This is a genomic window from Sphingobium yanoikuyae (assembly GCF_034424525.1).
GTDB classification, from domain to species: Bacteria; Pseudomonadota; Alphaproteobacteria; order Sphingomonadales; family Sphingomonadaceae; genus Sphingobium; species Sphingobium yanoikuyae.
Genome location: NZ_CP139979.1, coordinates 2,800,893 through 2,821,814, shown reverse-complemented (window position 1 = coordinate 2,821,814; position 20,922 = coordinate 2,800,893). Strand labels below are relative to the sequence as shown.

The window sequence follows — 20,922 nt, the reverse complement described above, 5'->3', positions numbered from 1 at the left end:
GCTGGGTCATTCATAAACTGCTGCCGCTGCTAAAATGCCAGCAGCATGCCGCCAAGGATTTGAATCCTCTGGCTCCTGCGCGTCTCTTGCCCAAGCGGCCATGGCCTCCAGAAAGCTGGCTAGATCAATGTTCTCCCAGTTCACCTGCAAAGACGGGTTTTCAATTTCCGCCCGTAGCTGGGTCGCGAACAGGGCAAAAGATGCCCTATCGTGAACGTCATCTTGTTCCATCGAAGCACGATGCCTCAATAGCGCTATGTCTGCAATCGGGAGGCTCAGTTGCCGACGTATAAGGCAAGAAATGGTCGCTTCAAGACCATCCTCCCCTGCAAGGGGAGGTGGATGGCCGAAGGCAAGACGGAGGGGTGTCCCCCTCTCGATAGGGCGACAACCCTCCACCACTGCGTGGTCCCCCTCCCCTTGCAGGGGAGGATTTTACCGCCGAAAATGGTCGTTAGCCGTCAAAGCCCGCCATCGTCATTGCGAGCGTAGCGAAGCAATCCGCCGGCGCGAGATGGATTGCTTCGCTGCGCTCGCAATGACGGGCGATGGTGGCTTTCAGGCCATCTTCTCCATGCCGGGGCGGAATAGGCCATGGATGCGTGGCACAATATTTGGTTTCAATGTGAGACCTTTATTCCTGTGCGCGCGGGCGCTACATCGAAGCGTCATGGGCCGGGCTTAGGCTGGCGCCGTTGCAATATAAGGATTTCTCATGCTGATCGACCGTCTGAACTGGCGTTATGCCACCAAGAAGATGAACCCGGACAAGGTGGTGGCCGAGGACAAGGTGGAGCGCATCCTGGAGGCGGTGCGGCTGGCGCCGACGTCGAGCGGGTTGCAGCAGTTCGAGGTGATCGTCGTCACCAACAAGGATATCCGCGCCAAGATCCGGGCGATCGCCTGGGACCAGGCGCAGGTGACCGACGCGTCGCATCTGGTGGTCTTTGCCGCCTGGGACAATTATACCGCCGACCGGATCAACGGCATGTTCGACCTGGTCAATGACGAGCGCGGTTTCCGCAACGAGGGCTGGGAAGCCTATCGCCAGATGTTGCTCAACACCTATCCGCAGCGCGACGCCCAGACCAATTTCGAACATGCCGCGCGCCAGGCCTATGTCGGCCTTGGCATCGCGCTGACCGCCGCCGCCTTTGAAGAGGTGGACGCGACGCCGATGGAGGGCTTCGACCCGGCGGCGCTGGACGAGATACTGGACCTGCGGGCGCGCGGGCTGCGATCGGTGGTGATGATGCCGCTGGGCTATCGCGCGGACGAGGGCGACTGGCTGGTCAATCTGAAGAAGGTGCGCCGCCCGGCCGCCGACTTCATCTCGCGCATCGATTGATGGCGCCGGGATAGGGATTAACCGCAATAGGCGGCGATCCGTGACGGCCCCTATATGGGGCTGTGAACAAGGAGGATGGGCGCCGGAACAAGGCGCTCTCCTGCTTCGTTTCGCACCGATCAGGAGTGACGGACATGAAGATGGTCAGGATGATCGCGGCGGTGGCCGCTGTTACGATGGTCGCAACCCCGGTGCTGGCGGCGAGCCTGAACAGCAAGGACCGGGCGCGGGTGGCGCGGGCCGATCCGCGCGACCGCGACGATGTGCGCTATTGCCTGCTCCAGGGCAAGAAGGGCCGCGACAAGGGCACCGCGATCGGCGCGGGCGTGGGCGCGGGCGCGAGCATCATCGCCGGCGGCGGCGTGGGCGAGACGGTGCTGGCCGGCGCCGGCGGCGCAGCGGCGGGCCGGATCATCGGCAAGGGATCGGGCACCAATTCCCGCTGCGACGAGGTGCTGCGGCGGAACAGATGATCCGGGCCTGAGGCCGGACGAAAGGGGCGCGGATTTCCGCGCCCTTTTTCGTGGGCGACGTCAGAGGCTGGCGGCCAGTGCGCGCAGGGCGGCGTGGGGCGAGGCGGCGAGTTGGTCGCGCATCATGGCGCGGAAGGCGGGGGTGGCGCTGGTCGCGGCGGTCTGCATCCAGTGGGTGGCGGCGGCGATGTCGCCGGCGTCGGCCAGCAGCCGGGCGTGGTTGAACTGGCCGCGAAAATCGCCGCCCTCCGCCGCGATGCGATAGCATTCGCCGGCGCGGGGCAGGTCGCGGGGGAGGAGGCGGCCTTCCTCATGAAAGGCGCCGAGGAAATTGATCGACTTGGCATGGCCGAGGGCGGCGGCCTTCTGGAACCAGTCGAGCGCGGCCTGTTCATCCTGGACCACGCCTGCGCCGAGGCCGAGCGCGCTGCCCCAGTTATACATGCCCCAGTCGAGGCCGGCTTCGGCTGCGCGGCGATAGCAGGCGGCGGCCGCGACCGGATCGACCGGCGTGCCCCAGCCCTTTTCATGGCAGCGGCCGACCATGTTGATCGCCATCACATGGCCCGAGGCGGCGGCGAGGCCGAACTGGCGGAAGGCTTCGGCCGGGTCGGCGACGACGCCCTGACCGTCGAGCAGCAACTGGCCATAATAGGCCTGGGCGTCGGGCAGGCCGGCATCGGCACCGGCGCGGATCAGCGCGGCGGCGACCTGCGGCGAGGTAGCGAGTTGTTCGCGCATCTGGTCGGCGGTCTGGGTGAGGAGGGGCGAGGGCGCGGTCATCAGGGCAGATCTCTGGATTGGATATTGCGACTGATTAGCAGGGTGGGGCGGCGCTGGAAACAGGGTGGCAATATTTTGGGCGGGCGAGTCCGAAGGGCGTGCCCCTCTCCAAGTCTCGGTAGGCGGCTGGGCGCCGCCAACCTCCACTATCCTCTCCCCGAAGGGGCGAGGATTTTTGCATATGGGGACGATCCGATGAAATGGTTCGGGATGAAGGCGGCGGCGGGAGAGGCCGGGCGGCCGGTGCTGGCGCGGGCCTGGGGATCGGGCGCGGTGGCGCTGGGCGAATGGCCGGCCAGCTATGAGGCGCAGTTGCGCGCCGGGGTGATCGGCAATCCGGTGGCACAGCGGGCGATGCGGCTGGTGTCCGAGGGGGCGGGGGCGTGCGTGCTGAAGGTTGGCGGGGTGGATGCCGGCATGGATGCTGGCGCGGCGGCGCGGGTCGGCGCGCTGGTGGCGCGGGCGTCTGCGGGGCAGGGCCTCATCGAGACGCTGGCGAGCCATGTGCTGCTGCACGGCAATGGCTATGTCCAGGTGATTGCGGGCGCGGACGGGATGCCGGCCGAGCTGTTCGCGCTGCGGCCCGAGCGGGTCAGCGTGGAGGCGGATGCGCGCGGCTGGCCGGCGGCCTATCTCTATCGGGTGGGGGAGAGCGTGACCCGGCTGTCGCCCGAGGATGGCGCCGGGCGGACCAGCCTGCTCCATATCCGCGCGCTCCATCCGCTCGACGATCATTATGGCCTGGGCTGTGTCGGCGCGGCGGCGGGGGCGGTGGCGATCCACAATGCCGCCACGGTGTGGAACAAGGCGCTGCTCGACAATGCGGCGCGGCCTTCGGGCGCGATGGTCTATGCGCCGGGCGACGGATCGGTGCTGAGCCCGGAACAGTTTGAGCGGGTGCGGCGCGAGATGGAGGCGGCGTTCAGCGGCGCGGCCAATGCCGGGCGGCCGATGCTGCTGGAGGGCGGGCTCGACTGGCGGGCGATGAGCCTGTCGCCGGCCGAGATGGACTTTGTGGGATTGAAGGCCGCGGCGGCGCGCGAGATATCGCTGGCCTTTGGCGTGCCGCCGATGCTGATGGGGCTGCCGGGCGACAATAGCTACGCCAATTATCGCGAGGCGAACAAGGCGCTGTGGCGGCAGACGATATTGCCGCTGGTGGGGAAGATCGGCGCGGGACTGGCGCAGGGATTGCAGGGCTGGTGGCCGGGGCTGAGCCTGGTGCCGGATCTGGACGCGGTGCCGGCGCTGTCGGACGAGCGCGCGGCGCTGTGGGAGCGGGTGGCGGGGGCGGATTTCCTGACCGCCGAGGAGAAGAAGGGCTTGCTGGGGATCGGCTAGCGCTGACAATGGCCCTGCGCGGTCCAGCGGCCGCCGCTGTCGAGGCAGCGATCCTGGGCGAGCCAGTCGCTTTGCCAGAGGCAGAGGGCGGCGGCGATCAGGACCAGCAGCGCGCCAAGCAGCGCCCGCTTCACAGGGGCTGGGCGAGGCTGTCGAGACGGCAGAAGCCGTTGTCCATGTTCCAGCTGCCGCCCTGCAACAGGCAGTCGCCGGCGCGGAACAGGCCGAAATGCCAGGCGATGAGGCCGAGCGCGAGGATGACGAGGGCGATCAGCAATTTGCGAGGGGTGCGCTTCATGCGGGCCCAGATAGGGGCGCGCGGCGCCCAAGGGAAGGTGGGGCCATGAAAGAGGAGATGCTGGCGCGGCTGGTGGCGCAGGCCGAGGGCGCAGGGCTGCCGGGGCGGGGGGATATCGTCATGATCCGGGCGCTGATCGAGGAGGCGAGCGAACTGGGCGCCGGGCGGGCGCTGGCGCGGCTGGGGCTGGAGGACCGGCGGGCTGAGGCCGACATGCGGGAATTGCGCGAACTGCTGCGCGCCTGGCGCGACGCGAAGAAGGCGGCGCGCGGGGCGGCGATCGGTTGGGCAGTGCGGATCGTGATGGCGCTGGTGCTGCTGGGGATGGCGGTGAAGATGGGCCTCATCGGGCTGGTGAAGGGATGAGCGGGCGGGGAGAAGCGGGCGCGCTGCGCTTTGCCGGATATGCCGCGATCTTCGACCGGGTGGACCGGGGCGGCGATGTGGTGCGGCCGGGCGCATTCGGCGCGGTGACGGCGGCGCATGTGCCCTTGCTGTGGCAGCATCGGCCCGGCGCGCCGATCGGCCGGATCGAGATGGCGCGCGAGGACCGGCGCGGCCTGCGGGTGATCGGCCGCGTGTCGCGGGCAAGCGCAGCGGGGCGCGAGGCGGCGGCGATGCTGGCGGCCGGCGCGGTCGATGGGCTGAGCTTCGGCTACCGCGTGAAGGCGGCGCGGGGCAGGGGGCCGCGCGAATTGCTGGCGCTGGAGCTGGTGGAGGTGAGTCTGGTCACGCACCCGATGCAGCCGCTGGCGCGGGTGATCGGGGTGGAGGGGGGCAGCAGCTGAAATTTAGACTTGAATGTCGTGACTTGTGGGCTGACTCAACCCTTCATGAAATAGGAAATGGCTTAAGAAATAGAGGGCATGCAAGAAAGTTTAGGATGTGATAGGAAATTTCCTATTTTGTGGATTTTTGTATTTTTTGTCTTTTTTAAGAGCGCGAAAATGTTGACATTTTGGTCGATTTTAATTACGAGCCTTTGGCATCGTAATTTGATAGATCGATTGCCGGATTCGTTGTCCACGCCATGTTAATCTCCTACGTGCTATTCAACCAATGGTTGACTCGCGTAATTTCGCGCATCGTAAGAGGAGGGTCACATGGCAGTTCATTCGAACACATTTGGCGGCCTCCAGCTTTCCGGCGAGGATGCCAAGAAATTTCGTAACCAAGTCCGATCAGCATATCGGTCAGATGCTGTGAAAGCTACAGCAGTCAGTGGTATCGCAAATGCGAAGGCTATCATCGCTAACGGGCATGTGAAGGTTGTAAAGAAGGCCTAATTTTTGTTACGCAGCCTAAATGGCTGGGATCATCATTAAAAAATTAGAAGCGGCTAGCCAAGATCAGGTTAGCCGTTTTCGTATGGATCATGAGGATGATAAGCCTCTGGAAATTTTCATACGTTCTAATGCCTTTAACTCTGCAAAAGCCAACCTTACTCAAACCTACGTTGCTAAGCGTGAAGGTGACAAAAAAGTTATCGGTTATGTGAGCATCATGTGCGCCGAAGTCGCGTTGGAAAAGGCCTATCAGATTGACGATAAAATCGGAGCTGATCGTTACGAATATCAGCCGGCGGTCCGAATTTCTAGATTGGCGCGCATGGCTTCTTGTAGAGGTGAGGAAATTGGGCGCCAACTCGTTGAGACGGCAATTGGGATAGTGCTCATTTCCATTGTACCGCATGCGGGATGCCGGTTCATCATTTTAGATGCCAAGAGGAAGTCGATCGATTTCTATAAATCACTCGGTTTCAGACTGCTCGATACCCAAGCGAACTTGGATAAACAAACGCCACTTATGTTCATGGATTTGCGTGATCTAATTGACGCAAACGCGGCTTAAGCGGCGAATTTCGAAAATTCGTGTCCTTCGTTGAAGAGGCATAAAATTTATCAGGGCGGTCCCATTGGGGCCGCCCTTTTTCGTTTTGGCAAGCGGGAGATGGTTATGACGGAAGTGGTGACGGACGGGCTGGAGGGCGCTTTCGAGGCGGTGGCGCAGGGCGAGCGGATTGCGGCGCTGGAGGCGCAGCTGGGGGCGATGCGGGTGCAGATGGGGCGGCCGGCGCTCGATGGGGTGAAGGGCGGCGAGGTCGACCCGGCGCGCGGGGCCTTTGTCGAGCGCTATCTGCGGCAGGGTCTGGAAGCGGGGGTGGAGCTGAAGAGCTTTTCCGGCGCCAGCGGGGCGGCGGGCGGCTATGCGGTGCCGCGCGAGATCGACCAGCTGATCGGGGCGACGCTGAAAGGCATTTCGCCGATCCGCGGCATCGCCAATGTCGTGCGCACCGGGACGGCGGGCTATCGCAAGCTGGTGACGGCGGGCGGCATCGTGTCGGGCTGGGCCAGCGAGACCGGGGCGCGGGCCGAGACCGGCACGCCCAGCTTCAACGAGATCGCGCCGCCATCGGGCGAACTCTACGCCAATCCGGCGGCGAGCCAGGCGATGCTGGACGACGCGCAATTCGATGTCGAGGGCTGGCTGGCGGGCGAGATTGCCCGCGAGTTCGCGGTGGCGGAGGGCGCGGCCTTCGTCAACGGCAACGGGACGAACAAGCCCAAGGGTTTCCTGACCTATACCACCACCAGCGAGGCGGACAGCGTGCGGGCGTTCGGATCGCTGCAATATGTGGCGTCGGGGGCGGCGGGTGGTTTTGCTGCGTCCAATCCGCAGGACAAGCTCATTGACCTGGTCCAGAGCCTGCGCGCGCCCTATCGCCAGGGGGCGAGCTTCGTGATGAACTCGGCGACGCTGGCGGCGATCCGCAAGATGAAGACCAGCGACGGCGCCTTCATCTGGCAGCCGGGGCTGGCGGCGGGGCAGCCGGCGACCCTGCTGGGCTATCCGGTGGTCGAGGCGGAGGACATGCCCGATATCGCCGCGAACAGCCTGTCGATCGCCTTCGGCAATTTCCAGGCCGGCTATGTCATCGCCGAACGCAGCGACACCAGCATCCTGCGCGATCCGTTCAGCAACAAGCCGTTCGTCCATTTCTACGCGGTCAAGCGGATCGGCGGCGCGGTGGCCAATTCGGAGGCGATCAAGTTGATGAAGTTTTCCGCCTCGTAAACGAGCCGGCGGCAAGCTGATGAAGTTTGCTGCTTCGTAACGGTGTCGGGGGTGGGGGACAGCCCCCACCCCAACCCCTCCCCTGAAGGGGAGGGGCTTTTTTGCTTTGTGGGGGAGCGGGGCGTGGTGATCAGCGAATGGGTGATGGCGGACCTGGTGCGCGAGGTCTGTTTCGATGTCGGCGACGGGCCATTGCTGCTGGGCGGGGCGCTGGTGGGCTACCGCGCCTTTGCCGATGCGCTGGGGGCGGGCGCGCGCTTTCCCTACATGATCGTCGGGGTCGATGATCCGGCGGCGTGGGAGGCGGGCAGCGGCACGCTGGATGGCGAGGGGCGGCTGGTGCGCGAACCGATGGCGTCGTCGGCCGGGGGCGGAGCGGTCAGTTTTGCGCCGGGCGAGAAGCGGGTCGGGCTGGTGCTGCACAGCGGCTGGATCGCGGCGGTCGAGGGCCATGGCCATGGGCTGGCGGCGATCGACGGGCTGGGCGATGCGCTGGCGGGCAAGCAGGATGCGAGCGCGGGGCTGGACGCGCTGGCGGGCCTTGCCACCACCGGGTTCGGGCGCGGCTGGCTGGAGCGGGCCGATGCCGCGGCCGGGCGGGCTGCGCTGGAACTGGGCAGCATCGCGACCCAGGCGGCGGACAATGTCGCCATCGCTGGTGGCGCGGCAACCGGGCTGACGACGCTGGGGGTGAGCCGGCTGGGCCAGGCGAACGCCGCCCAGGTCAGCATCCTGGCCGATCCGGGCCAGGTGGCGGGCCTGTCGTTGGGAACGGGCAGCGCACGCTGGATGATCGGCCGGGGCAGCGGCGCGGAGAGCGGGAGCGATGCCGGCAGCGATTTCATCCTGTCCAGCTATGCCGACAATGGCAGCTACAAGGCGACGCCGCTGAGCATTGCGCGGGCCAGCGGGGCGGTGACGATGACCGGCGGGCTGAGCGTCAATGGCACGGTGGCGCGGCAGGGGAGCGGCACCACATCCTTCCTGGCGGATCGGACGACGAGCAACATCAATTCGGTGATGGAATTTCGCACGACGGCCGGGGCGCTGTTCATCGGCAACCGGGACGGCACATCCTTTGGCGTGGGCGCCAATGCCAATCTGTCGACGGGCAGCTGGATGACGGTGTCGGCCAGCGGGGTGAGCGCGCCGGGCCTGACCAGCGCCAATGCGCAGATCAGCGGCGGCAGCGTCACCGGCCTGAGCGCGCTGGGGCTGACCCAGGGCGCGGCAGCGGCGGCCCTGACGATCGACAGTGCGGCCGGCCAATATGCCGGCATCAGCCTGCGCAGCGGGACCGGGCTGCGCTGGACGCTGCGCAAGTCGAATGCGGCCGAAAGCGGCAGCAATGCCGGGTCGGACCTGGTGCTGCACCGCCATGACGACAGCGGCACGGCGATCGGCGCGGCGTGGCAGGTCCGGCGGTCGAGCGGCAACAGCCTGTTCGACGGCCATGTGGCGCCGCTGACCGACAATGCGCGCACGATGGGTCTGCCGAGCCAGCGCTGGTCGGTGATCCATGCCGCGAGCGGGACGATCAATACGTCGGATGCGCAGGCCAAATGCGATGTCGGCGCGGTGCCCGAGGCGCTGCTGGATGCCTGGGGCGATGTGCAATGGCGCCAGTTCCGCTTCGTCGATGCGGTGGCGGCCAAGGGCGAGGATGCGCGCTGGCATGTCGGGCTGGTGGCGCAGGCGGTGCGCGATGCGATCGATGCGCGGATGGGTGAGGGGGCGGCGGTGCGGCTGGGGCTGTTGTGCCACGACGCCTGGCCGGCCGAGGCGGAAGAACGCGACGGGGAAGGCGTGCTGATCCGCCCGGCGCGGGCGGCGGGGGAGCGCTGGGGGCTGCGCTACGAGGAGTGCCTGGCGCTGGAGGCGGCGTGGCAGCGGCGGCGGATCGACCGGATCGAGGCGCTACTGGCGGGAGGTGGCGATGCTGGCGGGTGAGGCATTGGGCGCGGCGGTGCTGGGCGATGCGCGCGGCGCAGTGGTGCGCTGGGACGGGGCATGGGCGGCGGGGATGCGGCCGGGACAAGGCGCACGGGTGCCGGCGCCGCCGCGGACCGAGCGGCCGGAGGCGAACAGGGGGAGCGACAGGGCATGAGGCTGAACATCAAGGATCCGCAGGCGCGGATCGACCATGGCATCGACTGGTCCGCCTATCTGGCCGGGCAGGTGATCGTCGCCAGCGCGTGGAGCGTGGCGCCGGTGGAGGCGGGCGGCATGGCCGTCGAGGCGAACGCGTTCGAGGACCAGCGCAGCAGCGTGCGGCTGGGCGGCGGGATTGCCGGCCATGTCTATCGGCTGACCAACCGCGTCACCCTGTCCGACGGGCAGGTGGATGAGCGGTCGATCGGCTTTCGGGTGGAGGAGCGCTGATGCTGGCGGAAGCGGACAATGGAGCGGAGCTGGCGGCGTCGATGGCGGAGCTGAAAGCCTATCTGCGGATCGAGAGCGATGGCGAGGATGCGGTGCTTGCGGGATTGCTGCGGAGTGCGGCGGCGCTGTGCGAGCAATTTGTCGGCCAGTGGCTGATCCGGCGCGGCGCGCGCGAGACGGTGCCGGCGGACGGGCGCTGGCACAGGCTGGCGGCGCGACCGGTGGTGGCGATCGGTGCGGTTGCGGCGGTCGACGATGCGGGGGCGGTCACGCCGCTGCCGGTCGAGGCCTATGCGATTGACATCGATGCGTCGGGCGATGGCTGGGTACGGGCGGTGCGGCCGGGGAATCGGCTGGCGGTGGAGTATCAGGCGGGGATGGCGACGGACCTCAATGGCGTGGCCGAGCCGCTGCGCCAGGGGATCATGCGGCTGGCGGCGGAGCATTTCGTCGCGCGCGGTGACGAGGGCGCGGCGCCGCCGGCCGTCGTGAGCGCGTTGTGGCGGCCGTGGCGCAGGATGCGCCTCTCGTGACGGGCGATGTCATGCGAGTGACGCTGACGCGGCGGATGAAGGAACTGGCGGCGCGGCGGCGGGCGGCGATTGTCGATGCGCTGGACGCGCAGGGCGTGGCGGCGGCGATCGAGGGCGAGGCGGTGCGGGCGTCGGCGCCGGGGCTGAAGGCGCGCTGGATGGCGGACCTCAGCCTGCGCGAGGCAGGAAGGAGCAGGACATGAGCGCGGAGGTGGCGATACGCAGCGCGGTGATCGCGGCGCTGAAGGCCGATAGCGGCCTGATGGACCGGTTGAACGGCCTGTTCGACGGCGTGCCGGCGCGGGCGAGCGCGCCCTATGGCGTGGTCGGCGAATGCCTGGGCAGCGACTGGGGCGCCAAGGATGTCGAGGGGCGCGAGTTGCGCCTGTCGATCAGCCTGCATGACATGGCGGAGACGGCCGGGCGGCTGGGCGAGCTGCTGGCGCGGATCGACCCGGTCATCCGCCTGGCGCAGGCGAGCGGCTGGCGGATCGTCACCGCCAGCCTGTTGCGGTCGCGGATCGCCCGGACGGGCGCGCGCGGCGAAGGCGGCTGGCTGGCGGTGGCGGATTACCGCATGCGCGTGGTGCGCGAGGCTATCGGCGCCTGATCAGGTGCCGGGCTTATTATATTCCTCATATTCGCCGATGATCTTGTCGACATATTCGGACACCTGATCATCGGCATCGGCCTGCGCATCCTTGTCCGACATGCCGTCGGCCTTGTCCTGCGCGAGGATCGCGGCGCGGAAGGCCGCTTCCTTGTCGGCGCAGGTCTTTTTGAGCTGACCCTGAAATTCGCCGAGCGGCACCTTCTTGTCGAGCGAGGGCTGGACCTGGGCCGAGAGGCAGCCGGCAAAAGCCTTGCGAGCGGCGCCGATGGCGTCGGCCGACGGCGCGGCCGCGAGCATCATCACAAGGGGAGCAACCACGAGCATCAGACCTCTCCTTTAATCCGCGTTTTAGAACGCTTTGTCTGACGGGAGAATGCGCCATGGGCGTCGAAAAAGGAAGTGCGTTTCTGTTGAAGGTGGGAAATGGCAACGTCCCGGCAACATATGAGACGGTGGCCGGCATGCGCACCACGCAGCTGTCGGTGAATGGCGAGGCGGTCAACATCACCAGCAAGGATTCGGGCGGCTGGCGCGAGCTGCTGTCGGGCGCGGGGGTGCGATCGGTCAGCGTGTCGGCGGCCGGCATCTTCACCGGATCGGCAGCCGAAATCCGGGTGCGCAACCATGCGCTGGCCGGCACGATCGAAGATTATGAGCTGAGTTTCGAAAGTGGCGAGCGGATGCGCGGCCGCTTCCTGGTGACGCGGCTCGACTATGCCGGCGACTATAATGGCGAGCGCAACTATGCGCTGAGCCTGGAAAGCAGCGGCGCGGTGGTGAGCGAATGAGCGGCGGGGCAGTGAACCCCGTGCGGGGGGAAGCGGCGCTGGACCTGGGCGGCGAGACGCTGGCGCTGCGGCCGAGCTTTGCCGCTTTGGTGGCGGCGGAGGAAGAGCTGGGGCCGCTGTTCGCGCTGGTCGAGCGAGCGGCGGACGGCAAGCTGACGCTGGCCGAACTGGTCGGGCTGTTCTGGCATTGCCTGGTCGAGCGCGAGGGGCTGAGCCGGGAGGCGCTGGGCGAGGCGCTGCTGGCGGCGGGCCTCGCGCGGGCGACGCCGGTGCTCAAGGCGATATTGCAACAGATATTGGCGGGGCGATGACGCGCTTTGCGGAAGGCGAAGTGATGCGCTTCGCGCAGGGGGCTGGGCGGCTGGCGGGGATCGCCGGCTGGCTGCTGGGGTGGCGGCCGGACGAGTTCTGGCGCGCCACCCCGGCGGAACTGCGCGCCGTGCTGGCGGCGATGCGCGGCGAGGACGCGCCGATCGACGGGGTGGATGCGGGCGCGCTGGCGCGGCTGATGCAGGCGATGCCGGACTGACTTCAAATGCAGAAGGTCCGTTCGCTTCGGGCGTGTCGAGAAGCGGCTGGCGCCGCTTTTCCCGTTTCTCGACTTCGCTCGAAACGAACGGAGGTCGGGGCGGTGCGTAGGCTGATGTCGGCCTTGCCGGATAGCCCCCACCCCAAACCCCTCCCCTGAAGGGGATGGGCTTTTCCAAGGAGAAGGGGCCGAGGAATGGACGAGGACATCGAGACATTGGTGGTGCGGGTGCGGGCCGATACGCAGGGGCTGGCGCGCGATGTCGAGGCGATGCGCGCGGGGCTGGAAGGGCCGTTGGGCGATGGCGCCGACCGAGCGGGGCGGCGGATCGAGCAGGGGCTGTTGCGCGCGGTGCGCACCGGCAAGTTCGGCTTCGAGGATCTGCGGCGGATCGCCCTGTCGGTGCTGGACGAGATTGCGGCGAGTTCGCTGCGGTCGGCGGTGGGCGGCAGCAGTGATAGTGGCGGGCTGGTGCAACTGGGGGCGTCGCTGCTGACCAGCGCGCTGGGCCTGCCGGGGCGGGCGACTGGCGGGCCGGTGGCGCCGGGGCGGGCCTATATGGTGGGCGAGCGCGGGCCGGAACTCTTCGTGCCGACGGCGAGCGGGCAGGTGGTGCCGGGCGGTGGTGGCGGGCGCGACGTGCGGGTGAACATCGCGGTGCAGGGGCGTGGGCAGGAGAGCGAGGCGCGGCTGCTAGCGCGCAGCGCGCGGCAGGTGGCGCGGGCGGTGCGGGGGGCGCTGCAATGAGCGGGATCGATTATTGGCTGGCCGATGGAGGCCCGGCACATGGGCGGGGACAGGAGAGCCGCTTCATCAAGCGGTTCGATCCGATGTGGTGGACGGTGAATTTTCCCCGGCCGATGATGGCGAGCGTGGTGACGACCGGGCCAGACGCCCCTTCGACAGGCTCAGGACAGGGCCTGCGCGTCGATGCCGTGTTCTATGGCTCCGGCGATCTGGCGGGGCTGATCTGGGACGCGGCGGACCAGTGGAGCCATCCGCTGCTGGCCTATGAGACGGCGCGGGATTTCCGCCAGTGCGTGCTGCGTTTTCGCTGGCGCAGTGGTGGGCTGCGGCGGCTGGACGAGACGCATGGGCCGACGCTGACGATCGAGGGGCGCGATGCCGATGGTGCTCCGCGTGCCTGGTATGTGCGGCTGTGGAACTATGCCAGTGGCGGGCCGGAAGATGCCGAGATCGTGCTGGATTTTGCTGCGCTGGAGGGCGGGTTTCGGCTGCCCGACGATAGCGATCCGGTTTGGGCCGGCGATGTCGACCGGATGTTCATATCGCTGGTGCCGCCCGCTTATGATGCGGGCGATACCGGCTTTGCCGTGCCGGTCGAAGGCTGGGCGGAACTGAGCGACATCGCCTGCGACGGGGCGGGATCGGTGCTGGCGGCGGGTGACGTCATGCTGCCGGAGCATGGGCTCAGCATGGCGACCGGCTATGACGATAGTTTCAACCAGACGCCCGAGCGGCTGGTCGCGGCGATCCATGCGCTGGGCTATCGCGGGGCGATCAACCATTATGTCGGGATGAGCCATTATTTCCGGCTCGAACGGCTGGGCGGGGGCCTCTATGTCAGCCTGGCCGGCGGGGTGCTCAATGCCCCCTGTGCGGCCTGGCATGCGGACTTTGCGCGGCGGGCCAAGGCGATGGGGCTGGGCGTCATCTGGTCGCTATCCTATGAATTGTTCGACGCCCATTGCTGGAACGACTGGAAACAGCGGGCGGAAAATGGCGACCCGGCGCTGACCGGCTGGTCGCCGCCATCGACTTTGCTGTCGCCGGCCCATGGCGGGGCGATGGGCTATTTGCAGGCGGTGGCGGGTGCCTTTGTTTCCATTGCCTTGAACGCGGAGATTCCGATCCTGTTTCAGGTCGGCGAACCCTGGTGGTGGGTGATGCCGGCGGATGGGCGGATCTGCATCTATGACGATGCGGCGCGGGGGGCGCTGGGCGGGAGCCCGGTGTCGATCCCGGATGTGCGTGGCCCGCTGAGCGCGGCGCAATGCGATCTGCTGGACGATGCGGGGGCTTTGCTGGCGGCGTCGACGGCGGCGCTGTGCGGGGCGGTCCGGGCATTGGCGCCGGACGCAGTGACGCATCTTCTGGCCTATCTGCCGACCGTGCTGGACCCGCTGGCGCCCGAGGCCAAGCGGGCGAACATGCCGGTCGGCTGGGCGGCGCCGGCGTTCGATGTGCTGCAACTGGAAGATTATGACTGGGTGACGCAAGGGCGGCCGCGGCTGACTGAGCGGGGCATCGAGATGGCGACCGCGCGGCTGGGCTATCCGGTCACCGAGCAGCATTATTTTTCCGGCTTCGTGCTGTTGCCCGAGCAGACCGACCAGTGGCGCGCGATCGCGGCGGCGGCGCAAGCGTCGGTCGGGCGCGGTACGGCGGCGACCTATATCTGGGCGCTGCCCCAGGTCGCGCGCGACGGCTTTACCTGTTTCAGACTGGATGGGGAGGATGCGATGCAGGCCTTTGACGATGTGCGCTTTCCGATCGCGATCGGGCGGGAGGCGAGCGTGGCGCCGGCCTTTTCGACGCAGGTGGCCGAAAGCCCGTCGGGCCATGAGCGGCGCAGCAGCGACTGGGCCGACGCGCGCCTGTCCTTCGACGCCGGGCCAGGGGTGCGGTCCGACGCGGACATTGCCGATCTGATCGCCTTCTTCCGGGCAAGGCGCGGGGCGGCGCGCGGCTTTCGCTTCAGCGATCCCTATGACGACCGGAGCGGGCCGCCGGGCATCGCGCCGGGGCCGCTGGATCAGCGGCTGGGCAGCGGCGACGGGGTGACGACCGATTTTATGCTGACACGCCATTATGGCGGCGGCGCGGATGCGCAGGCGCGGCGCATCACTCGGCCGGTGGCGGGCACGATCCGGGTGGCGATCGACGGGGTGGAGCAGGCCGAAGGCTGGCAGCATGTCGGGCTGGGGGTGATCGCGTTCGATGCGGCGCCGGGTGACGGCACGCTGATCACGGCCGGCTATCGCTTCGACGTGCCGGTGCGCTTTGCCGAGGATCGGCTGGAGATTAATCGGGCGACCTTCGCTGCGGGGGAAGCAGTGTCGGTGCCGCTGGTGGAGATACGCGAATGAGCGGGGGACTGGAGGAGGCGCTCTGCACGCTGGCCTTTTGCTGGCGGCTGGAACGGCGCGACGGGGTGGCGATAGGCCTGACGAGCCATGACCGCGACCTGGAGATTGACGGGCTGCGCTATCGCGCGGCGCCGGGCATGACGCCGTCGGCGATCCGCAGCAGCATCGGGCTGGAGGGCAGCGACAGCGATGTCGCCGGTGCGCTGGTGGCCGATGCGATCAACGAGGCGGACCTGATGGCCGGGCGCTGGGACGGGGCGGCGCTGGAATTGCGGCTGACCCAGTGGGAGGCGCCGGGCGCGCTGTGGCGGCTGCTGGCGCGCGGGACGATCGGCGCGGTGGCGCGCAAGGGTGGCACGTTCAGCGCCGAACTGGTGGGCGCGGCGGCGGCGATGCTGGCCGAGCCGGTGGCGCCATCGACATCGCCCGATTGCCGCGCGACGCTGGGCGACCGGCAATGCCGGGTGGCGATGGCCGGGCGGCGGCAGATCGTGGCGGTGACGGGCGTGGCGGACATGGTGGTGGATGCGGCCGGGCTGGAGGCGGGCATCTATGCCTATGGCATGATCCGCTGGCTGACCGGCGCCAATGCCGGGATCGTCCAGGCGGTGGTCGACAATGATGCAGGCGCGCTGCGGCTGGCCGATCCGCCGCCCTTTGGCGTGGAGCCGGGGACGCTGGCGCTGTTGACGCAGGGGTGCGACCGGCAATTGGCGAGTTGCGCGGCGCGCTTTGGCAATGCGGTCAATTTCCGGGGCGAGCCCTATCTGCCGGGCACCGACCTGTTGACCCGCTATCCCGGCGGATGAGCGGGCCAAGAAGCGGAGCAGCGATCGCGGCGGCGGCGCGCGCGCTGGTGGGCGTGCCGTTCCGGCTGCAGGGGCGCGATCCGGTGCTGGGGCTGGACTGTGTCGGGCTGGTCGGGGCGGCGATGCGGGCGGCGGGATACGCACCGATGATGCCGGGCGATTATGGGCTGCGCTTCGGCGATGACCGGCGGGCGGACGAGTGGGCGCGGGCGGCGGGTTTGCGGCCGGTGACGGCCGGGGCGGTGGGCGACATGATGCTGGTGCGGCCGGGCGCGCTGCACCGGCATCTGCTGATCCTGGTGCCGGGCGGCTTCGTCCATGCCCATGCCGGGTTGCGGCGGGTGGTGGAGACGCCGGGCGTGCCGCCCTGGCCGATACTGCGCATCTGGCGCGCGTGAAGGGGAGGGAGAGCTATGGCGACGATGGTGCTGACCGCGGTGGGGACGGCGCTGGGCGGGCCGATCGGCGGCGCGATCGGTGGGCTGATCGGCAATGTGCTGGACCGGGAAGTGCTGTTCAAGGCGAAGGGGCGGGAAGGCGCGCGGCTGAGCGACCTGCAGTTGCAGACATCGAGCTATGGCACGCAGATGCCCCGGCTGTTCGGCAGGATGCGGGTGGCGGGCACGGTGATATGGGCGACCGACCTGCGCGAGATCCGCACGAAAAGCGGCGGTGGCAAGGGGCAGGGGAGCAGCACGAGCTACAGCTATTCGGCGAGTTTTGCGGTGGCGCTGTCGGCGCGGGGCGTGCGATCGATCGGGCGGATCTGGGCCGACGGCAATCTGCTGCGCGGGGCGGCGGGCGATTTCAAGACGCAGCTGGGGGCGTTTCGCCTGCATGAAGGGGGCGAGGATCAGGCGCCCGATCCGCTGATCGCGTCGGCGCAAGGAGCGGGCATGACGCCGGCGCATTGCGGCATCGCCTATGTGGTGTTCGAGGATCTGCTGCTGTCCGATTATGGCAGTCGCATTCCATCGCTGACCTTCGAGGTGGAGGCGGATGCGGGCGCGGTGACGATCGATGCGATCGTTGGCGCGCTGAGCGAGGGGCAGATGGGGTGCGCGGCGGAAAGCCAGGTCGAGGGCTTTGCCGCGAGCGGGGCGGACCTGTCCGAAGCGATCGCGCCGCTGGTCGAGGCCTATGGGCTGGGGTTGTGCGGCGACGGGGCGCAGCTGGTGGGGGAGGCCGGGCCGGCGGTGGCGCTGCTGGACCCGGCGATGCGGTGCAGCCGGATCAATGGCCGGGCGATCGATCCGGTGGAGCGATCCGATGCGGGAGCGGACAGCGTCGCGCTGGCGCTGTCGGTGCGGCATCATGATCCGGCGCGCGACTATCAGGCCGGGGTGCAGCGGGTGACGCGGCCGGGGCCGGGGCGGATCGAGCGCGGGATCGAACTGCCGGCGGTGCTGAGCGGTGGGGCGGCGCGATCGGTGGCGCGGCAAAGGCTGGACGGTATCTGGGCCGGGCGCGACCGGATGATGGTGCGCGGCGACTGGCGGGCTCTGGAACTGGAGCCGGGGATGATCGTGGCGCTGGCCGATGCGCCGGGGCTGTGGCGGATCGAGGAACGGGAATGGGAGGCGATGGCGGTGCGGCTGGCGCTGCGGCGGCTGGCGGGGGCCGGCGGGCATGCGCCGGGCAGCGTGTCATCCGGCCAGATCGTGCGGCAGCTGGATGCGCCGCATGGCCCCACCCGGCTGATGCTGGCGGACTTGCCGCGCCTGACCGAGGGGGTGGCGAACGGGCCGCAACTGGTGGCGGCGGCGAGCGGCGGGCCGGGCTGGCGCAGCGCGGCGCTCTATGCGCTGGACGCGGGCGGGACCGCAGAGCCGATCGGGCGGACGGCGTCGCGCGCGGTGATGGGGCAGATCGACGCGGCCTTGCCGCCGGGCAGCACGCTGCTGCTCGACATGGTGAACAGCCTGTCGGTGACATTGCTGGCCGAGGATATGGAACTGGCGAGCGCGGACGGCGCGGCCTTGGCGCAGGGGCGCAATTTGTGCCTGGTGGGGCAGGAACTGATCCAGTTCGGCCGGGCAGTGCGGACCGGGCCGGCCAGCTATCGGCTGGAGGCGCTGCGGCGCGGGCTGCGCGGCACGGAATGGGCGATGGCGGGGCAGGCGGCCGGCACGCCCTTCCTGCTGATCGAGGCGGACCGGCTGGTCGATCCGCTGGCGGCGGCGGGGATGGAGGGGGATATCGGCGCGGCGATGCGGCTGCTGGCGATCGGCATCGGGGACGTGGAACCCGCGACGGCGGAAATCACGATCAGCGGCGCGGCGCTGGTGCCGCCGGCGCCGGTGCATCTGAACGCGGCGCCGGACGGGGCGGGCGGATGGCGGATCGGCTGGACCCGGCGCAGCCGGGCGGGGTGGCGCTGGAGCAGCGGTGGGGAGGTGCCATTGGCCGAGGAAAAAGAGCGCTATGAGCTGCGGGTGCTGGACGGGGCGCGGCTGGTGCGGCGGGCCGAGGTGACGGAACCGGGCTGGACCTATGATGCGGCGATGATCGCGATGGATGGCGCGAGCGGGCCGCTGAGCATGGACGTGCGGCAGGTCGGCACGCGGGCGCTGGGGCGGCCGGGGACGATCGAGATGCTGCTGTAAGGAGGCGAGGATGATGAACGAGACGAGCGATCGCTGGGCGCTGCCGCTGCTCCATGCCGGGCAGGCGCAGAAGGAAATCATGCATAATGAGGCGCTGGCGCGGATCGACATGCTGTTGCACGGGGTGGTGGAAAGCGCCGACCTGGCGGCGCCGCCGACGGCACCGGTTGCCGGGCAATGCTGGATCGTGGCGGCGGGGGCGAGCGGCGCCTGGGCCGGGCGGGAGGCGCATGTTGCCGGCTGGACGGATGGGGGCTGGCGTTTTGTCGCGCCACGCCCTGGATTGCGGTTGGAAGTCGCGGACCGCGGCCATGGCATGGCATATGACGGTACGGCCTGGCGGGATAGTGCTGTGCGCGGCGACGGATTTTATGTCGAAGGGCAGCAAATTGTCGGCGCGCGCCTGGCCGCGATCGCCGGGCCGGCCGGTGGCACGACCGTGGATGTCGAGAGTCGTGGCGCAATTGCCGCGATATTGGCCGCTTTGCAGGCTCATGGCCTGATCTCCATGTAATTCTGGAGTATCGGCGATCTTTTCATGGAGAGGGGTAGGTATTAGCTTGGAGGCTAGCCTCGGGGATGTCCCTACTGCGTTATTTTTGCAACGGTTTCACGAATTGTGGACTTGCCATGAAACCTTCTTGCCGATACATGGTTTCAGCAGTCCTTCGTGACACTTTTGAAAGGGGAATTCAAATGCGGAAGCTTGCCCTCGCGGCTGCGCTTGCGACCAGTGCCCTGGCCACCCCGGCCTTGGCGCGCGACAACAGCTGGTATGTCGGCGTCGACGCCGGCGTTATGATCGTTGAAGATCAGGACATCACCTTCACCCCCGGTAACGGTACCGCAGCCAGCAACACCGTAGCGGCTGACTACCATAAGGGTTATGATTTCGACGCCAATATCGGCTACGACTTCGGCGGCTTCCGCCTCGAAGCCGAAGCTGCCTACAAGCGCGCCAAGGTCGACCTCGACGATAGCGGCTTCGGCGGTGCGGCCTCGGCCCTCTCGTTCATGCTGAACGGCCTGCTCGACTTCGGTCCCGATGACGGCCTGCAGGGCTTCGTCGGCGGCGGTGTCGGCGTGTCGCGTGGCAAGCTGGCCAACGACCTGGTGAACGACAGCGACACCGGTTTCGCCTGGCAGGCGATCGCCGGCGTGCGTTACCCGGTCACCAACAATGTCGACGTCTCGCTGAAGTATCGCTTCTTCAACCAGGACGACATCAAGCTGATCCCGGCCTACACCACCATCGGTGGCCCCGCCGGTTCGGAAGCCAGCACCAAGCTGCGTACGCACAGCCTGCTGCTCGGCCTGACCTACAACTTCGGCGCTCCGGCTGAGCCTGCTCCGCCGCCGCCGCCGCCGCCGCCGCCCCCGCCGCCCCCGCCGCCGCCTCCGCCGCCCCCGCCGGCGCCGGAATGCTCGCCTGGGCCGTACATTGTCTTCTTCGAATGGGACAAGTCGGACATCACGCCTGACGCCGCCACCATTCTGGACAACGCGGTTTCGGCCTACAGCGCTTGCGGCAACGCCCAGGTCATGCTTGCCGGTCACGCTGACCGTTCGGGCGCAGCCTCGTACAACGTCGGTCTGTCGCAGCGTCGCGCTGACGCCGCCAAGGCCTATCTCGCCTCGAAGGGTATCCCTGACGGCGTGATGACCACCCAGGCCTTCGGTGAATCGAAGCCGCGCGTCGACACCGCGGACGGCGTTCGCGAAGTCCAGAACCGTCGCGTGGAAATCAGCTACGGTCCGGGTTCGGGTCAGTAAGAAATTTCCGTCCTTCGGGATGGAATATGAAGAGGGGCCGGTCGCAAGATCGGCCCCTTTTTCTTGTCCTGCGTCGCGCGCGCTGGGCTGTCGGGCGCTGACCTGTCGTGCGTTGCAGTCTGTCGCGATCCGGGTGGAACGGATATATGTCCGGGATGTCATGTGCTGGGCAGCGTAGACGATCGGCGCATGGGCGGTTGATCATGTCTGCGCTCATGGCCGGCCAGCTATTTGCCGGGGCGAACCGATAACGCTGCGATCTGGATTGCTACCGGGCTTCGGCCTGACATATGACACATCGCGATCTCAGGCTATTGCCTCCGGACGGCTCTTTGGGGCGGTGAAGGAGGGGCGTCAGCATGGATGCCATGCTATCTCCCTGCTTTTATTGCGAACGATATGCAGAAGGGTCATGACAAACCGGATCGGATCGGCAACAAAGACGCGTCTGCCGCGTTCGC

At 68.0% G+C, this 20,922-nt stretch carries 29 protein-coding genes; 24 read left to right on the top strand and 5 right to left on the bottom strand.

The features are described from left to right. Nucleotides 1-6 precede the first annotated feature (6 nt). The gene (locus U0025_RS12995) at nucleotides 7-231 is read right to left on the bottom strand and encodes a DUF7660 family protein (RefSeq protein ID WP_037490322.1); all 225 of its coding nucleotides are present in this window, start codon (nucleotides 229-231) and stop codon (nucleotides 7-9) included. 484 nt (nucleotides 232-715) lie between these two features. Here U0025_RS12995 and U0025_RS12990 point away from each other — a divergent pair, with 484 nt between their 5' ends. Together U0025_RS12990 and U0025_RS12985 are read left to right on the top strand one after the other, a co-directional pair. Further along, nucleotides 716-1,348 (top strand): NAD(P)H-dependent oxidoreductase, encoded by a 633-nt coding sequence (locus U0025_RS12990; RefSeq protein WP_004207819.1) that lies wholly within the window; start codon nucleotides 716-718, stop codon nucleotides 1,346-1,348. A 134-nt stretch (nucleotides 1,349-1,482) separates the two neighbouring features. After that, a complete protein-coding gene (locus U0025_RS12985) occupies nucleotides 1,483-1,821 on the top strand; it encodes a hypothetical protein (RefSeq protein ID WP_004207818.1) in 339 nt (112 codons plus the stop codon). A gap of 60 nt (nucleotides 1,822-1,881) precedes the next feature. On the opposite strand, the gene U0025_RS12980 is transcribed toward U0025_RS12985, so the two are convergent. After that, nucleotides 1,882-2,604 (bottom strand): tetratricopeptide repeat protein, encoded by a 723-nt coding sequence (locus tag U0025_RS12980; RefSeq protein WP_004207817.1) that lies wholly within the window; start codon nucleotides 2,602-2,604, stop codon nucleotides 1,882-1,884. A 195-nt stretch (nucleotides 2,605-2,799) separates the two neighbouring features. On the opposite strand from U0025_RS12980, the gene U0025_RS12975 reads away from it, so the two are divergent. Further along, entirely contained in the window at nucleotides 2,800-3,945 is a 1,146-nt protein-coding gene (locus tag U0025_RS12975; protein ID WP_004207816.1) for a phage portal protein, read from the top strand. Here the strand turns inward: U0025_RS12975 and U0025_RS12970 are convergent. Both U0025_RS12970 and U0025_RS12965 read right to left on the bottom strand, forming a co-directional pair. Then, entirely contained in the window at nucleotides 3,942-4,079 is a 138-nt protein-coding gene (locus tag U0025_RS12970) for a hypothetical protein (protein WP_004207815.1), read from the bottom strand. The two genes, U0025_RS12975 and U0025_RS12970, sit on opposite strands and share 4 nt — an antisense overlap. Further along, nucleotides 4,076-4,243, bottom strand: coding sequence for a hypothetical protein (locus U0025_RS12965; RefSeq protein ID WP_004207814.1), 168 nt, complete (start codon nucleotides 4,241-4,243; stop codon nucleotides 4,076-4,078). The genes U0025_RS12970 and U0025_RS12965 overlap by 4 nt, the downstream gene beginning before the upstream one ends. A 45-nt stretch (nucleotides 4,244-4,288) precedes the next feature. Here U0025_RS12965 and U0025_RS12960 point away from each other — a divergent pair, with 45 nt between their 5' ends. The 11 genes from U0025_RS12960 to gp17 all read left to right on the top strand — a co-directional run bounded on the left by U0025_RS12960 (nucleotide 4,289) and on the right by gp17 (nucleotide 10,843). Next, complete coding sequence (locus U0025_RS12960; RefSeq protein ID WP_004207813.1) at nucleotides 4,289-4,609, top strand: DUF6127 family protein; 321 nt, start codon at nucleotides 4,289-4,291, stop codon at nucleotides 4,607-4,609. Beyond that, the gene (locus tag U0025_RS12955; RefSeq protein WP_004207812.1) at nucleotides 4,606-5,031 is read left to right on the top strand and encodes an HK97 family phage prohead protease; all 426 of its coding nucleotides are present in this window, start codon (nucleotides 4,606-4,608) and stop codon (nucleotides 5,029-5,031) included. Before U0025_RS12960 ends, U0025_RS12955 begins: the two co-directional genes overlap by 4 nt. 315 nt (nucleotides 5,032-5,346) lie before the next feature. Further along, complete coding sequence (locus tag U0025_RS12950; RefSeq protein ID WP_218916886.1) at nucleotides 5,347-5,529, top strand: hypothetical protein; 183 nt, start codon at nucleotides 5,347-5,349, stop codon at nucleotides 5,527-5,529. 19 nt (nucleotides 5,530-5,548) lie between these two features. Then, nucleotides 5,549-6,094 (top strand): GNAT family N-acetyltransferase, encoded by a 546-nt coding sequence (locus U0025_RS12945; RefSeq protein ID WP_037490318.1) that lies wholly within the window; start codon nucleotides 5,549-5,551, stop codon nucleotides 6,092-6,094. A 105-nt stretch (nucleotides 6,095-6,199) separates the two neighbouring features. Further along, complete coding sequence (locus U0025_RS12940) at nucleotides 6,200-7,318, top strand: phage major capsid protein (RefSeq protein ID WP_004207810.1); 1,119 nt, start codon at nucleotides 6,200-6,202, stop codon at nucleotides 7,316-7,318. Between the two features lie 123 nt (nucleotides 7,319-7,441). Further along, complete coding sequence (locus tag U0025_RS12935) at nucleotides 7,442-9,268, top strand: tail fiber domain-containing protein (protein ID WP_004207809.1); 1,827 nt, start codon at nucleotides 7,442-7,444, stop codon at nucleotides 9,266-9,268. Further along, nucleotides 9,255-9,425: a hypothetical protein gene (locus U0025_RS12930; RefSeq protein ID WP_004207808.1), complete on the top strand. Its 171-nt coding sequence runs from the start codon at nucleotides 9,255-9,257 to the stop codon at nucleotides 9,423-9,425. The genes U0025_RS12935 and U0025_RS12930 overlap by 14 nt, the downstream gene beginning before the upstream one ends. Beyond that, nucleotides 9,422-9,700 (top strand): phage fiber-tail adaptor protein, encoded by a 279-nt coding sequence (locus U0025_RS12925; RefSeq protein ID WP_004207807.1) that lies wholly within the window; start codon nucleotides 9,422-9,424, stop codon nucleotides 9,698-9,700. Before U0025_RS12930 ends, U0025_RS12925 begins: the two co-directional genes overlap by 4 nt. Continuing rightward, nucleotides 9,700-10,233: a head-tail connector protein gene (locus U0025_RS12920; protein ID WP_004207806.1), complete on the top strand. Its 534-nt coding sequence runs from the start codon at nucleotides 9,700-9,702 to the stop codon at nucleotides 10,231-10,233. The genes U0025_RS12925 and U0025_RS12920 overlap by 1 nt, the downstream gene beginning before the upstream one ends. Then, complete coding sequence (locus U0025_RS12915; protein WP_004207805.1) at nucleotides 10,230-10,436, top strand: hypothetical protein; 207 nt, start codon at nucleotides 10,230-10,232, stop codon at nucleotides 10,434-10,436. The genes U0025_RS12920 and U0025_RS12915 overlap by 4 nt, the downstream gene beginning before the upstream one ends. Further along, nucleotides 10,433-10,843 carry a tail completion protein gp17 gene (gene gp17, locus U0025_RS12910; RefSeq protein WP_004207804.1) on the top strand — a complete coding sequence of 137 codons (411 nt, stop codon included), beginning with the start codon at nucleotides 10,433-10,435 and terminating at the stop codon, nucleotides 10,841-10,843. Before U0025_RS12915 ends, gp17 begins: the two co-directional genes overlap by 4 nt. Here gp17 and U0025_RS12905 read toward each other — a convergent pair whose 3' ends face one another. Continuing rightward, nucleotides 10,844-11,170 carry a hypothetical protein gene (locus U0025_RS12905; protein WP_004207803.1) on the bottom strand — a complete coding sequence of 109 codons (327 nt, stop codon included), beginning with the start codon at nucleotides 11,168-11,170 and terminating at the stop codon, nucleotides 10,844-10,846. A 56-nt stretch (nucleotides 11,171-11,226) separates the two neighbouring features. Here U0025_RS12905 and U0025_RS12900 point away from each other — a divergent pair, with 56 nt between their 5' ends. From U0025_RS12900 to U0025_RS12855, 10 genes are all read left to right on the top strand, one after another. Further along, nucleotides 11,227-11,634 carry a phage tail tube protein gene (locus U0025_RS12900; protein ID WP_004207802.1) on the top strand — a complete coding sequence of 136 codons (408 nt, stop codon included), beginning with the start codon at nucleotides 11,227-11,229 and terminating at the stop codon, nucleotides 11,632-11,634. Then, nucleotides 11,631-11,945 carry a GTA-gp10 family protein gene (locus U0025_RS12895; protein WP_004207801.1) on the top strand — a complete coding sequence of 105 codons (315 nt, stop codon included), beginning with the start codon at nucleotides 11,631-11,633 and terminating at the stop codon, nucleotides 11,943-11,945. The genes U0025_RS12900 and U0025_RS12895 overlap by 4 nt, the downstream gene beginning before the upstream one ends. Continuing rightward, nucleotides 11,942-12,163, top strand: coding sequence for a phage tail assembly chaperone (locus tag U0025_RS12890; RefSeq protein WP_004207800.1), 222 nt, complete (start codon nucleotides 11,942-11,944; stop codon nucleotides 12,161-12,163). The genes U0025_RS12895 and U0025_RS12890 overlap by 4 nt, the downstream gene beginning before the upstream one ends. Nucleotides 12,164-12,358: 195 nt before the next feature. Further along, nucleotides 12,359-12,910 carry a hypothetical protein gene (locus U0025_RS12885; RefSeq protein ID WP_004207799.1) on the top strand — a complete coding sequence of 184 codons (552 nt, stop codon included), beginning with the start codon at nucleotides 12,359-12,361 and terminating at the stop codon, nucleotides 12,908-12,910. Continuing rightward, a complete protein-coding gene (locus tag U0025_RS12880; RefSeq protein WP_004207798.1) occupies nucleotides 12,907-15,273 on the top strand; it encodes a DUF2460 domain-containing protein in 2,367 nt (788 codons plus the stop codon). The genes U0025_RS12885 and U0025_RS12880 overlap by 4 nt, the downstream gene beginning before the upstream one ends. Further along, nucleotides 15,270-16,082, top strand: a complete 813-nt coding sequence (locus tag U0025_RS12875; RefSeq protein ID WP_004207797.1) for a DUF2163 domain-containing protein — start codon at nucleotides 15,270-15,272, stop codon at nucleotides 16,080-16,082. Before U0025_RS12880 ends, U0025_RS12875 begins: the two co-directional genes overlap by 4 nt. Then, nucleotides 16,079-16,480, top strand: a complete 402-nt coding sequence (locus U0025_RS12870) for a C40 family peptidase (protein WP_004207795.1) — start codon at nucleotides 16,079-16,081, stop codon at nucleotides 16,478-16,480. The genes U0025_RS12875 and U0025_RS12870 overlap by 4 nt, the downstream gene beginning before the upstream one ends. A 15-nt stretch (nucleotides 16,481-16,495) precedes the next feature. Beyond that, the gene (locus U0025_RS12865) at nucleotides 16,496-18,688 is read left to right on the top strand and encodes a phage tail protein (protein ID WP_004207794.1); all 2,193 of its coding nucleotides are present in this window, start codon (nucleotides 16,496-16,498) and stop codon (nucleotides 18,686-18,688) included. A 10-nt stretch (nucleotides 18,689-18,698) separates the two neighbouring features. Further along, nucleotides 18,699-19,202, top strand: coding sequence for a DUF2793 domain-containing protein (locus tag U0025_RS12860; RefSeq protein ID WP_037490314.1), 504 nt, complete (start codon nucleotides 18,699-18,701; stop codon nucleotides 19,200-19,202). 182 nt (nucleotides 19,203-19,384) lie between these two features. Further along, nucleotides 19,385-20,461, top strand: a complete 1,077-nt coding sequence (locus tag U0025_RS12855; RefSeq protein WP_004207791.1) for an OmpA family protein — start codon at nucleotides 19,385-19,387, stop codon at nucleotides 20,459-20,461. The last annotated feature ends 461 nt before the right edge of the window (nucleotides 20,462-20,922 follow it).

Coding starts and splice junctions, on each gene's coding strand:
- U0025_RS12880 (WP_004207798.1), top strand. CDS start 12,907: ATGAGCGGGATCGATTATTGGCTGGCCGATGGAGGCCCGGCACATGGG.
- U0025_RS12980 (WP_004207817.1), bottom strand. CDS start 2,604: ATGACCGCGCCCTCGCCCCTCCTCACCCAGACCGCCGACCAGATGCGC.
- U0025_RS12945 (WP_037490318.1), top strand. CDS start 5,549: ATGGCTGGGATCATCATTAAAAAATTAGAAGCGGCTAGCCAAGATCAG.
- U0025_RS12895 (WP_004207801.1), top strand. CDS start 11,631: ATGAGCGGCGGGGCAGTGAACCCCGTGCGGGGGGAAGCGGCGCTGGAC.
- U0025_RS12900 (WP_004207802.1), top strand. CDS start 11,227: ATGGGCGTCGAAAAAGGAAGTGCGTTTCTGTTGAAGGTGGGAAATGGC.
- U0025_RS12890 (WP_004207800.1), top strand. CDS start 11,942: ATGACGCGCTTTGCGGAAGGCGAAGTGATGCGCTTCGCGCAGGGGGCT.
- U0025_RS12860 (WP_037490314.1), top strand. CDS start 18,699: ATGATGAACGAGACGAGCGATCGCTGGGCGCTGCCGCTGCTCCATGCC.
- U0025_RS12965 (WP_004207814.1), bottom strand. CDS start 4,243: ATGAAGCGCACCCCTCGCAAATTGCTGATCGCCCTCGTCATCCTCGCG.
- U0025_RS12950 (WP_218916886.1), top strand. CDS start 5,347: ATGGCAGTTCATTCGAACACATTTGGCGGCCTCCAGCTTTCCGGCGAG.
- U0025_RS12885 (WP_004207799.1), top strand. CDS start 12,359: ATGGACGAGGACATCGAGACATTGGTGGTGCGGGTGCGGGCCGATACG.
- U0025_RS12925 (WP_004207807.1), top strand. CDS start 9,422: ATGAGGCTGAACATCAAGGATCCGCAGGCGCGGATCGACCATGGCATC.
- U0025_RS12960 (WP_004207813.1), top strand. CDS start 4,289: ATGAAAGAGGAGATGCTGGCGCGGCTGGTGGCGCAGGCCGAGGGCGCA.
- U0025_RS12940 (WP_004207810.1), top strand. CDS start 6,200: ATGACGGAAGTGGTGACGGACGGGCTGGAGGGCGCTTTCGAGGCGGTG.
- U0025_RS12930 (WP_004207808.1), top strand. CDS start 9,255: ATGCTGGCGGGTGAGGCATTGGGCGCGGCGGTGCTGGGCGATGCGCGC.
- U0025_RS12990 (WP_004207819.1), top strand. CDS start 716: ATGCTGATCGACCGTCTGAACTGGCGTTATGCCACCAAGAAGATGAAC.
- U0025_RS12955 (WP_004207812.1), top strand. CDS start 4,606: ATGAGCGGGCGGGGAGAAGCGGGCGCGCTGCGCTTTGCCGGATATGCC.
- U0025_RS12870 (WP_004207795.1), top strand. CDS start 16,079: ATGAGCGGGCCAAGAAGCGGAGCAGCGATCGCGGCGGCGGCGCGCGCG.
- gp17 (WP_004207804.1), top strand. CDS start 10,433: ATGAGCGCGGAGGTGGCGATACGCAGCGCGGTGATCGCGGCGCTGAAG.
- U0025_RS12865 (WP_004207794.1), top strand. CDS start 16,496: ATGGCGACGATGGTGCTGACCGCGGTGGGGACGGCGCTGGGCGGGCCG.
- U0025_RS12995 (WP_037490322.1), bottom strand. CDS start 231: ATGGAACAAGATGACGTTCACGATAGGGCATCTTTTGCCCTGTTCGCG.
- U0025_RS12975 (WP_004207816.1), top strand. CDS start 2,800: ATGAAATGGTTCGGGATGAAGGCGGCGGCGGGAGAGGCCGGGCGGCCG.
- U0025_RS12920 (WP_004207806.1), top strand. CDS start 9,700: ATGCTGGCGGAAGCGGACAATGGAGCGGAGCTGGCGGCGTCGATGGCG.
- U0025_RS12985 (WP_004207818.1), top strand. CDS start 1,483: ATGAAGATGGTCAGGATGATCGCGGCGGTGGCCGCTGTTACGATGGTC.
- U0025_RS12875 (WP_004207797.1), top strand. CDS start 15,270: ATGAGCGGGGGACTGGAGGAGGCGCTCTGCACGCTGGCCTTTTGCTGG.
- U0025_RS12855 (WP_004207791.1), top strand. CDS start 19,385: ATGCGGAAGCTTGCCCTCGCGGCTGCGCTTGCGACCAGTGCCCTGGCC.
- U0025_RS12905 (WP_004207803.1), bottom strand. CDS start 11,170: ATGCTCGTGGTTGCTCCCCTTGTGATGATGCTCGCGGCCGCGCCGTCG.